Below are 15,277 nucleotides of genomic sequence, written 5' to 3' on the forward strand. Positions count from 1 at the left end.
AAATTATATTAATGCTATTTATTTAATAAAGGTTAGTAATGGCTGAGCCTATTATATTTACTCTTTTACTTGGCAATAAAGATCAGATATTAGAAAGAATAAACAATCAGGAAGCTCAAAATAAACTACCTATTATCCCGCTTCAAGTTAATAAAGAATCACATATATCCGATAAAGAACGTATTTTTTCGGAAATCTTAGAAAAATCCCGCAAAGAGGGCAAAACACCGATTTTTAACATTCAACTTAACAATAATAATGTAAAACCAATTTTTCGGGTACAAGATTTAATCAATTTGCAAAATTTAAATATAAAAACTACTATTACTTTTGATCAATATAATTCATTAAACCAAAATCCTGAGCTAGAAGCTTATTGGAAGCAAATTATGGAAAAAACTGATCATGTTTTTTTCACAAATGAAGTAGATCAAAATTTAGCTATAGCCGATGGTATAGTACCAAAAGATAAAACCACTACAATTACGGATATAAGTTTAGTAACATCTGTTTTTAACAATCTTGTATATGATCGTGAAATTGACCAGTTGCTCTCCGGTACGATACCTGACAAAGCAAAATTAGACAAACTAATAAAAACAGCTAAAAATCAAGGTGGTAGAGTAATTATAGAAACTTGGCCTCTTTCTGCAGACGAAGCAACAAATCTTATCACTGCTAAATTCGGTATTAGCTCTGAAGATCAAATTTACAGATTGAAACTTGAAATTAATGAAATCTTAAAAGATCCAAATAATGCTGCTGAAAACTTTAAAAAATATGTATCACAAATATCTAGGCAATTTCAAAAAGATTTAGGTAAAGCTGAGGTAAACCCTATTGACTTTAATTTTAATACAAAGAAAGTTATGAAAGATAGAGCTGAGGATATACAAAAAGAACAAACAACACCATATGAACCTCTACAAGAAAACCAACCACGCAAAGCATGCACGGCTCGTTATAGAGAAACAACAAACACAAGAAATGATGCACCAAGTAAAGGCAAATCCTTTACAACAATCAAGTAACAAATTTCAAAATCTTATTAACAGCCAAAAAACAAAAGATACTGAAAGAAGCCGTTGATATTAAAAAAACATTAGGCAAAATTTCTAATTCCTAATATAATTATTTATAGTTAATTTATATTTTAACAAAGAATGACTACCATACTTGTGATTGTTATTATAATAATGATCGCCTTATCTGCTTTATTTGCCGCTACCGAAACCGCTATTACCGCTTCTTCCCCAGGGAAGATTCATAAGCTTAAAATCGCCGGTAATAAACGTGCTAAAATGGTTTTAGGGGTTCTTAAGAAAAAAGAAAAAGTCATAGGAACTTTACTAATAGGCAATAGTTTAATCAATACGGTTTGCACTACAATTGCTACTACTCTCTTTATTAGCTTTCTTGGAGATAATGGACCTATTGTTGCTTCCGGCGTTATGGCTTTTATAATTATTGTTTTTGCCGAAGTAGTACCGAAAGCAATAGCCGTTGCTAAACCTGAACAATTAGCATTAAAAATGGCTTCAACTATCGTAATATTTTTAAAGCTTTTCAAACCTATTAATATTGCTCTTGATTACATTACAAAAATATTTTGCTTCATATTTCGTATTAATTTAAATCCTCAAATATCAGGAACGGAAGAAGTAAGAGGTGTGATTGAGCATTACCACCAAGAAGGCGGAGTTTATAAATCCGATCGTAATATGCTCGGCGGAATATTAGATATACGTAATATGACGGTATCGGAAATTATGACTCACAGAAGTAGTATTATAGCCCTTAATATCGACCTACCTCATGAAGTGATAATTAAAACTTTATTATCGGGTGCTCATACACGTATACCTTTATGGCAAGATAATAGAGATAATATAATAGGTATTCTCAATCTAAAAGATTTGCTTAAAGTATTATACGAAAATAATAATGATGCAAAAAAAGTTGATATTAATAAACTTCTAACTCCACCTTGGTTTATCCCTGAGAACGCACTTGTAGTAGACCAGCTACATGCCTTTAGAGAACGTAATAATCATTTTGCTTGTGTTGTAGATGAATATGGTGATTTACAGGGAATTATTACTCTTGAAGATGTTATAGAAGAAATCGTAGGACCTATTACCGATGAACATGATAGACTTAATAATGAAATTATCAAGAAGTCTAATACCGAGTTCATTATAAAAGGAACTACAACTATTAGAGATATTAACCGAGAACTTGATTGGAATTTATCGGATGAGGATGCAAATACTATAGCGGGGTTAATAATCCACAAAATTGCTAGAATTCCAAATCAAGGAGAAATAATTGAAATATTTAACTTTAAAATAATAATTTTAAAGAAAATTGCCAATAAGATTGACAGTGTAAAAATTACCGTATTACCTACTACCGAGGAAACAATAAGCAGTGAGTGAAATCGGTAATTTTTTACTGCTAACAACGATGTGCTTAAGCGGGATGTCGATTGTTTTTGGCTTATTAAAGCGTCATTGCAAGCGATTAAAAGGAGCGTGGCAATCTCATGAGGTAATACAAAAATTCCTGAGATTGCCACGTCGACACTTCGTGCCTCCTCGCAATGACAATATTATCAATTTTTCTTTCTACGCAAGTGCCTTATGCCCCGTACTCGCTTTCTTTACCCTAGTCTATGCTTTTATTATTTCTGACTTTTCACTACAAAATGTTTTCTTAAATTCTAGCACCTTAAAGCCGTTAATATATAAAATAGCCGGTAGTTGGTCGAGCCACGAAAGCTCAATGTTATTATGGTTTTGTTTATTACAAATCGTTAGTTGCTGTTATATATTTTTACTTAAAGATAACCGGCTTAAATTTTTATCTATTATTATTCTATCAGCCATACAATTATTTTTTAGTAGCTTTATTTACTTTACCTCCAATCCTTTTAACGTGTTTTCTTTCGCTCCTAAAGAGGGGCTTGGACTAAACCCGATGCTACAAGATATTGCTTTGAGCATCCATCCTCCTCTGCTTTATTTAGGCTATGTCAGCTACGCCGTACCTTTTACTATTGCTACTGCCTCTATGTTATTCCATTCCTCTTCTATGTCATTCCTGCGAAAGCAGGAATCCATTAATGACATACGCTTTCTCAAAACATTTTCCAATATCGGTATCTTATTTACTACTATCGGCATTAGCCTAGGTTCTTGGTGGGCCTATAGAGAACTCGGCTGGGGTGGATTTTGGTTTTTCGACCCGGTAGAAAATATTTCGCTATTTCCTTGGTTATCCGGAATTATGTTACATCATTCTATAATAGTTACTACCAAAACAAACCGTATAGCCCCCTTGCATAACTGGACGATAATCTTATCAATTGTTACTTTTTTATTAGTAATATTTAGTACTTTTTTAGTACGTTCTGGTTTTATTACCTCAATTCACTCTTTTGCCTTCTCTCCTGAGAGAGGGATATACTTACTTGGTATATTTTTGATTATGGGGATTGGTAGTATTGGGTTGTATACTACAACGTCATTGCGAGGAAATACATTAGCATTAACGAAGCAATCTCAGGAAACTATCCGAGATTGCCGCAGCCACTTTCGTGGCTTCGCAATGACTGGTATAACCCTCGGCAATATATTCTTCCTACTTAGCCTTATTGTGCTAATAGCTGCCACACTTTACCCGCCGATTTACTCTTTATTTGACGACAAACCAATTATTATTAGTGAAACATTTTTTGTTAATAATTTTATTATATTCGTTATCCCTATTCTTTGTACTATAGGATTATTTACTACTAAAAGCTCTATTAAAAAACATATTATAATTCTAATATTATCTCTAATAATTACTTATTTTATCTCGTTAAAAGTAACATTTAGTGTTATATCGATTTTAACTATAATTGCATCTATATTTTTGATGCTTCATAATGTTCATTATCTTTTGATTAAAACTAATTATTTTAGAAATAGGCTTAAAGCAAGTGCTGCTAGTATGACCTTAGGGCATTTTGGTTTTGCACTAATTGCTTTTAGTATTACTATGAATGCATTATTACAAAGCGAAATGGATTTTACCGGCAAAGTAGGAACAAGTAAAACATTTAACGAATTTAAAGTAACATTGCAAAATATTAAGTTTGCTCAAGGTAAAAATTATTATAGACAAATCGCTGAATTTTGGCTTGAGGATAATAGCCGTAATATAACTATATTAAAGCCGGAAAATAGGCTTTATATAGTTGAGAAGAGCTTGTCACAAGAAAGTGATATATATTCTTACTTATCATATGATCTTTACGCAGTTTTAAGTAATATAGATGGCGATATAATTCATGCTAAAATATATTACAAGCCAATGATGAACTTTATTTGGCTTGGAATTATTCTTACCGCTTTCGGCTTTTTTATTGCACTAATCAGAAAAAATTCTAGCTAATTTGAACCCTCACATTTAAGGTTTAAAATTTTAATACTATTCGGGTGATCAGCTCCGAATTTTTCTATCTGATTATTACGGAATTTTTCATACCAAAATTTCTTAGGTAAAGCACAACTAGCTTTAGCAGCTGCAAGATACATATTACTTATTTCATACACATTTTTCATATTTTCTTTATAGTTATTCCAATATATATTTTCAGCAGTAGCATAAGCATCTACCGCCTCCTCATTTTGATTAAGTAACACTAGTGCATCCCCTTCAGCAACGAACGTTTTTGCCAAATCTATATCCGGTGATATAATAATCTCTTTATTAGGTCTAGTTGTATCATTAAAGAAAATTGCTTTAGCTTTTTTGGCATATTCTAGAGCTTCGGTAACATCACCAAGTCCTAGCTTTGCTCTTGATTTTTGGGTAAAAATTCGTCCAAATACTTGATTTTCCTCTTTTTTACTCGATTTATTCATATCATATACTTGTTCTAATAAAGAAAAAGCTTCCTGATGTTTCTTAAGATTATTTAATACATCTACTTTAATGAGATATGAACCGGTAAGAAATAAATCTTGAGGTTTCATGCCGTTTTCAATACAAGCATTTATAGTATCGTCAATTCTTCTTAATGCTTCATAATTTTTACCTTGAATATTAAACAATTTAGATTTTGCATAATATATAGTTGCCGTATCAGTTATATCTACTAGATTTTGATTGAACATAGCTTCCATAATTTGGATATTTTTTTCTGCCTCCTCTAGATTTCCTAGCTGAATATTGGATATAGCCGAACCGAAAACTACATTACATTTTATGGAATCATATCCTTTTACTTCCTCAAATACCTGCTTAGCTTTCGTATCATATTCAATTGCTTTTTTAGGATTCGACCAAGTTCTATAATACCACCCTATGCGTCCTAAATACGCAGCATAAGCAAATTTTTCTTCATTATTCATTGTCCATAATTTAAATTTACCTTTTTGATCGTTTTTATCAAACCAATTTACTAGTTTTTTTGAGTTATATAAATCAGAAAAATTAGCATATTGTATTAATAAATTTAATTTTAGCTCTAAGATTTTATATATTGATATATCGTATTTTTCTGCATTTTTTGTAATTATCTCAATATTATCCGATATAGTTTTAGCATTTCTAAAAATACGCCCCTTTACTAAACTTTTAGGTATAGAATTTAAAAGATTAGTAACACTAAGTTCAAGATATTCTTTATTTCCTTTATCTCCATTTATTTGTAATATTTTTTCAGCTATAACATCATGCATCTCAAATATCGGATTAACTTCATTAGGCTCAATATTAGAGATCAAAGCAAATTTAGAAAACTGATAAATATCATCATCTAGACTATTCTTATCTTCAGTAATAGAATTTAATAATTCTTTTGAAAAACTTTGGTTATTAAGCAGTGCTATCCCATCTAGTAATCTTTTAGCACTAGGCTTTAATTCATTGCTAACAAGTTTTATATTTAGCTCAATTTTATCCTTAGAGGCTTTTATCTTTTTCTTATATTCCTCTAAGTTCAAACCTTTTATTTGATTTAATATTTGTGCTCCTTGAACTACGAGAATCGGATATCCTCCAAATTCTTGAGTCAAAAAATTTATTAATTCCGGATTTTTATTTTCCAATATATTTTTTGCAAGTAATGCAGTTTCCGGCTTAGTGAAAGCATTTGCTTTGATTATATTAGATAATCATTCATCATCTTGAGAACAAACTATAATATTACCGTTATATTCCCAATTAATAAAATCTTCTATTTTCTTATTCTCGCCTATTTTTAAATTATCAAACACCAACAACCATTTATATTTACTTGCTAGATAAGCTATTAAATCTTTCCTCATCACTGCCATATCTTCTGAAATCACCGGTGATTTTACCTCGGTATTAATAACTTTAGATAATTTGAGTAACTGCTGCTCTATATTTAGATTACAATCAATAAACCAAATTATGTTATAGTTATCTTTATTTTCATAAGCGTACATCCTAGCAAGCTGGGTTTTACCAATACCGCTTCCCCCTACTACACTAGATTGCTTGTATTTATTAAGATTTTCTTTTAGCTTTTCCAATTGCGATACATGATTTATAAAATAGCTAACCGGTACAACTAAATTAGATATTTGACTTTGAGCAAATATACTTCCGCTTATTAGAAGCATAATAATCCCTAATATATTTTTTCATAATATTTATTAATTTTAAATTTCTAGCTGTAAAGCTAGATATCTTTTCGACTAAAAGTCAATAAAAATTTGAGGTTAATGAAGATATTGCACTGGGTGGAAAATTAGGTGATGTCATTCTCGCATAGCATTCTCACGTGGATACTGAAAGTCGTCATTGCGAACGACCTAAGTGTTGTTGCATGGCTCAATTTCACCACTGTCATCCCGTGGCTTGACCTATAGTACCGGACATTTTTCGTTTTATGTCATTCCCGCGTAGGCGGGAATCCAGTAAAGTAAAGCTTTTAAAAAAAGCTTTACTTTAAAAAAACTATGTAATAAAAAATCTTTAATTTTAAAGATTTTTTAATATGGATCCCCGCTTTCGCAGGGATGACATCGAGATTTTTAAAAAAATGTCCGGTACTATGGGCTTGACCACGGTATCCAGCTAAAAATACTAACTTATTAATATTTTTTATTGTTTTTATGGACCCCGTGATCAAGCGAACTAGGTGACATAGTGGGGTTTACCGAGCCACGCAACAAGACCTGTAGGCACGAAGAAAGAATAAAAAAAAGCCCCCTTTTTCAAAGAGAGCTTTTTTCTTTAGAAAGTTATAAACTTGCTAATCGGGAGCGATTAGAAGTTTACACGTACTTTTAAAGTACCTTGATGTGCAGTATACTTACTTGCAGCATTGAAATCATAACCGATTCCGTATTCCATCTTAGCATCAGGTCTTATACTTGCACTTAAACCTACATTGTAAGAGGTTTTAGCAGTTCTGTCAGGCTGGCTGATGAACGGAGTAACTTGTCCATCTAACTGAGACTGAGTTTTAGATAATCTACCATTTACTTTGTGAACTACAAAAGCGTGAGCTTCCGGATATACCGCAAGATCAGTTATGTTCATAGTACCACCGGCTACTTTAGCACCTACTATTAAATCGGTTCTATCGCTAAACTTGCTGTTAACTTGCTTGTTTGCAACTGTTGTACCGGTTTCTTTGTAGTTTTCGTCAGAAGACTTTAAGTAGCTAAGTCCTGCCATTGGAGTTACTAACACACCTTGCATTGCATTGTAATCATAACCGACCATTAAGTTACCACCGAATGTCATGTTATCGTAATTACCGGCAGCAATTTGCTTATTCATCTTACCGTTAGCATCGAAGAAGTAACGCTGACTTTTGTTCTTCACTTGGTTTAAGCTAAATATTGCACTACCTTGTGCAAAGAAGTTCTCAACAAGCTGCTGGGCACCATATAGAGAGAATGAGAAACCGTTAACGTCGGTTTTATCACCTTTATAATCTTGGTGTTTTATATCGGTTTTAGTAATACCGATAGCAGCACCGATCATTAAGTTATCGTTAGCTAGCGTATCTAAACCGATTACGACACCGGTGGTTTTAGCTTTATAACCAGCTAAACCGCCTTTCTTACTTTGATGTGCATCAGTATAGAAAGGCTTTGCCCATATACCGTAAGCTACATTGTCGACAGCTTCGTCAACTGCAGCAACCGCAGCCGGTATTGCTCCAGCTTCAGGTCCAGCCATTTCAGCAGTTTCAGGAGTACCTAAATATCTAAGGGCCCCTAATCTGTTCCCAAGTTGAGCTTGGATGTCTTTTGCTACATCTAATTGTGCATTAGTTACGGCTGCACTTGTATCGGTAGTAATAGCTCCGACAAAGTTAGCAGAATCAGCACCATTTTTAGCTAAAAGAAGATTATTATACGCCGCAGTATTAGTTGAATTTACAAATGTTGTAACGTTCTGACCTACACCAGGTGCACCTGCAAATGGGCTATTTGCGATATCATTAGTAACTACGTTTGCTGCATTGTTAGTACGTGTTATTACATAATCTTGGTTAGCAATACGTATTAAACCGTAATTTACGAAACGATTACTTCCGGTTACAGCAAAGTTAGGACCTCCTAAAGTACCGTTAAATCTAGCACCACCTTGGATTAAAGTATAAGTTTGTGTACCGCTGAAATTTGCATTGGCATTATCTTGTACGTTAATAGTTGTTGTTCCCGTAGTTGTTGCATTAACCCCGGCATTTTCTGCAATAACAATGTGACCTATATTACCGTTTGCTACTGTTAAAGTAGTTTCAATAGAAGTATTACTTCCCCATGTTGAAGTACCGCTTTCAAATGTTAAGGTATTTGTTACAAGGTTGATATTACCGTTAATAGCAGTAGTACCGCCGCCTAAAATTACATTAGATCCTGCAACATTTAAGTTAACATTACCAAAATTGGTTGCCGTAGAATATATATTTCCTAGTAATTTTTCTAATGAACCGGCAGGACCCGTAAATTTCACAGAAGCTACAAGAGCATTAGAGTTACCTATATTACCGACAGACGCACTACCTAAGTAAGTTACGGTACCATTATTAGTTTTGGTAGTAACAATTGTACTTGCAGCAGTAGAGTTTGTACCGTCAACAAAAATTACGTTAGAGTTACCGTTAACACTTCCAAGAGTAATTTTACCGTCGAAATCTTTTCCGGCTACACCGCCTGTAGTAACTGTTAAACCGTCCTCAATTATTGCATTAGTTGCAATAATACTACCTAAGTTGTTATAGTTTGTAGTAAACGTTACTTCCTCTAACTTTGGATCACCGTTCTTGAAACCTAAACCGTAAATCGTACCTGGAGTATTAGGAACGCCGCCATTAAGCTCTATAGTACCTTCATCGTTATTTACAGCAAATAAAGTTGCGTATACTGTAGCATCATCAACAGTAATCGTATTATCACTTGCAAGTCCAAGACCTACGATATTATCCTGATCACCGATTGCTTGACCTACACCGATTGTGCTATCAGCATCTGTAACAATCACTCTAGGAGCATTAAATCCACCGTCTGCTACCTTATTACCAACAGTACTGGTAATTGTTAAAGGATCTAATGGAACACCGCTAGCTAAGAATAAACTTGTTCCTAAACTTGCATTTTCAAAAGAAATTGTACCAGGATTAGCTGCATTACCAATTTGATTAATCACTACGTTACCAGGACCGGAGACTGTTATTTGTTTTAAATCAGCAACAGGTACAGCTTGTTTGTTTACCGTCACAGTAATAGGATCAGCGTTAACGAATTCTACCGTACCGGTGTTATCAGCAGATGTGAAAAAATCTGTAGTATAATTACCACCGATTTGTAAAGTAGAATCAGCAGTAATCGTAGTACCGGCGTTAAAAATGGCATTACCTGAGAACTGAGCCGTAGTACCGTTAGTTACTTCTACTCCGTTAAACTTATTACCTTGCTGTCCACCGACTGTACCGCTTACTAAGTTTTTCCCACCACTATTGAAGATGAAAGTACCTGTATTAGCAACAGCAGTAGTAATGTTATTGGCATATAAATTATCATCTTTACCAAATGCCACAGTTGCATTACCGGCAAAATTAATTTCTGCAAGTGGATTTACTGCACTACCTAAATTTGTACCATCTGCGAGAGTTGTAGCAGGACCTACAGTAGGGTCAAATATTATTTTACCTTGGCCAGCAGCATTTGTAGTTCTGGTTATTAAATAAGTATTGTGAGCAAGTTGTACTGAACCGTTATTTCCAATAACCAACTCATTAATAGCAACATCACCGCTATTTAAAATTGTTTTACTTGAGCCGACATTTAATTGTCCAAGAGTTTTATTATTAGCTGCAATAGTACCAATACTACCTGAAATAGTTAAAGTTTGAGCATTTGTTATGCTACTTGCATCAACAACACCTGTTTTATCAGTAGTGATAGCTAAATCAAAATCAACTAAAATATTATTTTGAGTACTTGTTAACTTAACAGTACCTCCGTTAGCTTGGAAATCAATTGTTCCACCGGCAACAGCACCGATAATATTTGCTCCGCCAAGTGTTAATGTTTTTGAAGCATCGTTAGCTAAAGTAATCCCTTGTATCGGAGCAGCATTACCAACACCGTTACCTATATCACCGGTAATTGTAGCACTTCCATCTAACTGAATAGCACCATTTGCAAGAACAGCATTACCGACAAGAACAGTTTGGTTAACTTTACCATTGATAATTGTACCATCAGCAAGCTTAAACTGAGAACCAGCGTTTCCTAAACGTAATTCAGCAGTATGTGTTCCTGATAATTGGACAACTCCGACACCTGCTGCTTCGATTGCCGTAATTTTATTTGTTACCGCAACATTTGCATCAGCATTACCACTTGCTAAAGTACCGTTAGCAGCAAAAGTTATCACACCCGCAGTATTACCGTTATTGCTAGCATCACCTGTGAAGTTACCTGTAAGAACCTTAGTATCAGGAACTGTAATTTGTGATGCAGTATTACCGAAATCAACAGCACCAAAGTTTGAGTTCTGGGTTATTGCAACTGTAGTAGCTGCTGTTTTAAATGCAGTAGTACCATCTGTACCAACATCAACTATGTATCCAAAATTTACTTGTCCACCTGCATTAGCACTTTGTATAACCATGTCTTTAGCATAAACTTGTCCAGCGATTGTTGCTGCATTGCCATTATCTACGCTAACAACAAATCCTGCAGCTCTACCTGCTCCATTATTAGTACCTATTACTGCATTAGCAGGACCTGCATTAGCTGCAAGTTGACCGGCTACTGCAACAGTGTTAAATTCGATAATACCTTTTAGATTACCGCCTAGACTTCCTGTCATAACATTAAAGTCGGTAGCAGCACCATTCTTACTTAATAATACTAATCTACCTGTACCGTCCGTTCCGTTAAAATTAATAGTAGAACCGGCTACTTGTTGTAAATTTAAAGCATTACCGTTAGTAGCATCAGTATTGAAAATGAAACCTTGACCGTCACCGATATTAATTGTCTTAATAGTAGCAAAAGTTTTATCTGAAACTTGAATAAATCCATTAGTAACATTTAATGTACTGTTAGCACCATTAGCTATTACAGCATTATCTCCAAGTATAAGAGGAGCTTTTTGAGTTGTAGGGTTTGTTAAATTAAATACTAATGTAGAAGCCGCAGCACCAAAATCTATTGTTCCTACACCACTAAGATCATTATTGGCAATAGCAGCATCACCATTAAATTGTGCAACAACATTTTGAGCATTTTTTGTAGCACCAGCTTGTGCAGCAGTAATACCTTGTCCTGTTATGGTAAGAGTTTTACCGGCACCAAGAGTAAAATTAAAGAAGTTAGCATTATTAGCAGCATTAGTGATAAATCCTAAAGTAGTATCTTCACTAACTGTCGCTGCTAAATTGTTTGCAGTATCTAAAAACAAACCGTTAAAACTACCTGCTGGAGTATTAAAATTAATACCATTATTAGCATTAGCCGTAATAACTGCATTTGGAGCAACTACAAGATTTGCAGGAGCGGCAGTTTGGTCAAATCCCGCACCGTCAACAGTTGTAGCAGCTCCAGCCGTCGTTCTATTCTGCTGCACGGCAGCACCCATAGCTGAGCCTCCGAAGCCGGCTACTATGGTAGCTGTAGAAGCAGTTACCAATCCTGCGGAAATTAATTTTTTTAGAAAATTTGGTTTTTGAGCCATAATTTTTTTTCCTATATTTAAGTTAAAATTTAGTACCTAGTATTAAAACAAACTTATCAAACGCAAGTCAATATATCCTGCTTTTGATAAGGAAATAACCTAATATTTTGTTTCAATAGTTTCTAAACTACAGGCTGAGCATACTATATATTGTATATAATTACAAGCATCGCTATAGTTTTTTTATAAAGTTTTAATAAATGTTATATTTTTATCACATTGGTGTTATGACACATGGGTCGTCATTGCGAGCAGTCGTAGTACTTGCGTGGCAATCTCATAAAGTAGTATAAAACTCCTGAGATTGCTTCGTCAATTGCTATGCAATTTCCTCGCAATGACGAAAAAACTACTCTTCATTAAATATTAGCACTTCAGCAGTATTTTCCCATTTTAGCATTTCGTCGTATTTAGTATCCCAAATACGCATAATTTCTTTTTCATATTCTACAATTTGTTCTTCTAATCCTTCAAATTGTTTCACCATTTGACGTGCTTTAGAAAGTATCGTGTCATTACTAACGTCAAAAACTTTTTTCAAATGACGGTCTTGTTCTTCTTTGTAATTTAAATGAGCCGCTCTACCAAACTCAGCATCTTTATGCATATCTTCACTTCTTATCTGTATTTCAAAATTACGTTTAGAATGTAAAAGCTGCATTATATTATGAAGAGACTGATAGCCGTTGCTTTTTGGTCTATTTATATAATCTTTGGTGTATAACCAATCTAAATGCGGAGAACTCTTAACTACGTCCAAAGCATTATAGCATAGAGCTTTAGATTTAACTATAATCCTACATGCAATTAAGTCTTTCAACGCATAAATCGGCACTTCTTTCCTTTTCATCTTTTTTAAAACAGAATAAGGTTCTTTAAGACGCATATATATCTCATTTTCTATATCTGCTTTATTTAAATCTTCTTTAAGCAGATTAATAATATCACAAATCAAATCCCCTCCTACTACCTAAAATTCTATATATCTCTATTCTTAGTAAATATTACCTATAGCTTTTAGAACTTAAATCCACAAGATTGTTCATAATACTATTCAAGTAATTGATAAAATTAATTCTTTAACTAAAAATTAAAAAACAGATTAATAGTAAAAATAAATTTTTTTCAATAAAATTGTTTAATTAATTTTAACTTAGATTAATTGGATAGATCTGTTTCATCGTCATTGCGAGCGGTCGAAGACCGCGTGGCAATCTCATGAAATAATAACAAATTCCTGAGATTGCTTCGTCAATTACTTACGTAATTTCCTCGCAATGACGAATAGCATCAAGCAATTAACAGATCAGAAAATTTATCTATAGAACTTTCCGAAACACTACGTAGAACTTCAGACATTTTGTTAAATTCTCCGGTACATTCAAGTACTATATCTACGCCTGCATCTAAAACTCCTTTGGTAATATCTGCCATACTACCGCTTAAAGCTTTCATATCTATTGCATCGGAAATAATAAGCCCTTTAAAGCCGATATTATTTTTAATATAGTCTATAACTTTTTTTGATAGGGTGGCAGGATTCTCAGAATCAAGAGCTTTGTAAATTATATGTGCCGTCATAGCAAGCTTAATATTATTGTGCTTCGCTAGCTCCTTAAATACTTTAAAATCTGTATCCTCTAGTTCTTTTAAGCTAGTATCAACAATAGGTAACCCTATATGGCTATCTACTTTAGCTCTACCATGCCCTGGAATGTGCTTGATGCAAGCCCCGACCTTCTCTTCTTGTAATCCGTCTATAGCAGCTAAACATAAAGGTACGACTACTTCCGGCTCTGAACCAAAACTTCTATCTCCGACTATCTTGTCTGCTCCTTCGTGAATCAAATCCGCAACCGGAGCAAAATCTAGATTAATACCTACTTCTCTTAGCTCTTTGCCTATATTGCTATAATTGTGTTTACATGTTTGGAGATTAGTAAAGTCCTTCGCAGCCGGAGCGTCATAAAAAGTCGGTGCTATGAGCCTTTTTACCCTACCGCCCTCTTGATCTATAGAGATGATAGTATTTTCTCCTAATACTTCTTTTATATCTGCAATAAGCTTAATAAGAGTTTCTTTATCCTGCTCACCGTTATCATTCTTTCTAATATTACGACGGAATAAAATTACACCTAAAGGATTATGCTCTTCAAATAATTCTCTTTCGGCATCGGTTAATTCAGGACCGGATATGCCTATAATTACCGGCTTTACCATTTGTCTTATTGTCATAATATGCTCCTTTCTTTCCTTTAAAACGTAATATGACAAATACTATACGCAAGTCATAGAGGAATCGGCAAGAATTTTTTTTATTTGAAGAGATAAATTATGGAAGTTGGTAAGTAATATATGAACTTTATCGGTAGACGGAGATGTAATATCTTTCTTTAAAGATTTTTGAAGTAGATCAATATCATTAACAGTATAATATTTTCTATTATTTATTTTATAATTAGATAAATCAGGGATTTTTGTCTCTAGATATCTTAATTGATGTAAAGCAATATTTAAATGCTTAGTTACTTCACTAGCAGAATAATATTTTTTTGTTAGACTCCTTACGTAACTCGCTTCTAAAGGTAATTTGTACGTCAATCCGGTACTCGCATCCTCCGTTACTTGCGTGTACGATGCGGTGGCAAGTGCTTCCGTATTTCCTTCAAATTCCTCTTTATTAGCTTCGTTCTGCAAAGAATCTATTAATCTATTATTTGTCATGTTCGTTAATTAAAGCTTTTAATTTGGAAGACGGGAAAAAACGTAAATTCTTTTTTGATTCTATAATTATTGGTGATTTAGTATGAAAATTTATTCCGGGACGTGGATTTTTTTGTTTAACCTCAAAACTGCCGAAATTCTTTAAAGTTAATTTTTGCTCTTTTACTATTTCTAAAATATTAGAAAAAACCGTATTAACTATTTCCTCACATAAATTATTTGAAAAACCCAATTTGGAGCTTAACATAGCTGAAATTTTTTCTTTGGTAATAGTCATAAATAATACCGATTTTTAAGGGTACAACGTCATTGCAAGGAGAGGTGAAGC

Annotated in this window: 9 protein-coding genes and 1 pseudogene; 3 read left to right on the plus strand and 7 right to left on the minus strand. The window is 33.6% G+C overall.

Annotated elements, in window-relative coordinates:
- Positions 1 to 38: 38 nt before the first annotated feature.
- The 3 genes and pseudogenes from ACE38Q_RS04785 to ACE38Q_RS04795 form a co-directional block, all read left to right on the plus strand.
- Positions 39 to 944, plus strand: a pseudogene (locus tag ACE38Q_RS04785) (Ulp1 family isopeptidase); the annotation flags it as partial.
- A 219-nt stretch (positions 945 to 1,163) separates the two neighbouring features.
- Positions 1,164 to 2,438, plus strand: a complete 1,275-nt coding sequence (locus tag ACE38Q_RS04790) for an HlyC/CorC family transporter (protein WP_500190286.1) — start codon at positions 1,164 to 1,166, stop codon at positions 2,436 to 2,438.
- Entirely contained in the window at positions 2,431 to 4,440 is a 2,010-nt protein-coding gene (locus ACE38Q_RS04795; protein WP_500190287.1) for a heme lyase CcmF/NrfE family subunit, read from the plus strand. Before ACE38Q_RS04790 ends, ACE38Q_RS04795 begins: the two co-directional genes overlap by 8 nt.
- Here the strand turns inward: ACE38Q_RS04795 and ACE38Q_RS04800 are convergent.
- The 7 genes from ACE38Q_RS04800 to ACE38Q_RS04830 all read right to left on the minus strand — a co-directional run bounded on the left by ACE38Q_RS04800 (position 4,437) and on the right by ACE38Q_RS04830 (position 15,226).
- Positions 4,437 to 6,101, minus strand: coding sequence for a tetratricopeptide repeat protein (locus tag ACE38Q_RS04800; protein WP_500191404.1), 1,665 nt, complete (start codon positions 6,099 to 6,101; stop codon positions 4,437 to 4,439). The genes ACE38Q_RS04795 and ACE38Q_RS04800 overlap by 4 nt on opposite strands.
- 66 nt (positions 6,102 to 6,167) lie before the next feature.
- Positions 6,168 to 6,641: a hypothetical protein gene (locus ACE38Q_RS04805; protein WP_500190288.1), complete on the minus strand. Its 474-nt coding sequence runs from the start codon at positions 6,639 to 6,641 to the stop codon at positions 6,168 to 6,170.
- A gap of 649 nt (positions 6,642 to 7,290) precedes the next feature.
- Positions 7,291 to 12,225: an outer membrane protein OmpB gene (gene ompB, locus ACE38Q_RS04810; protein ID WP_500190289.1), complete on the minus strand. Its 4,935-nt coding sequence runs from the start codon at positions 12,223 to 12,225 to the stop codon at positions 7,291 to 7,293.
- A 349-nt stretch (positions 12,226 to 12,574) separates the two neighbouring features.
- Complete coding sequence (locus ACE38Q_RS04815) at positions 12,575 to 13,180, minus strand: RelA/SpoT-related domain-containing protein (protein ID WP_500190290.1); 606 nt, start codon at positions 13,178 to 13,180, stop codon at positions 12,575 to 12,577.
- A 335-nt stretch (positions 13,181 to 13,515) separates the two neighbouring features.
- A complete protein-coding gene (nagZ, locus tag ACE38Q_RS04820) occupies positions 13,516 to 14,460 on the minus strand; it encodes a beta-N-acetylhexosaminidase (RefSeq protein WP_500190291.1) in 945 nt (314 codons plus the stop codon).
- Positions 14,461 to 14,502: 42 nt separating this feature from the next.
- On the minus strand, positions 14,503 to 14,826 hold the full coding sequence (locus tag ACE38Q_RS04825; protein ID WP_500191304.1) for a MerR family transcriptional regulator: 324 nt from the start codon (positions 14,824 to 14,826) through the stop codon (positions 14,503 to 14,505).
- Between the two features lie 112 nt (positions 14,827 to 14,938).
- Positions 14,939 to 15,226 carry an HU family DNA-binding protein gene (locus ACE38Q_RS04830; protein ID WP_500190292.1) on the minus strand — a complete coding sequence of 96 codons (288 nt, stop codon included), beginning with the start codon at positions 15,224 to 15,226 and terminating at the stop codon, positions 14,939 to 14,941.
- Positions 15,227 to 15,277: the final 51 nt, after the last annotated feature.

Source organism: Rickettsia endosymbiont of Thecocarcelia acutangulata (assembly GCF_964263195.1).
GTDB classification, from domain to species: Bacteria; Pseudomonadota; Alphaproteobacteria; order Rickettsiales; family Rickettsiaceae; genus Rickettsia; species Rickettsia felis.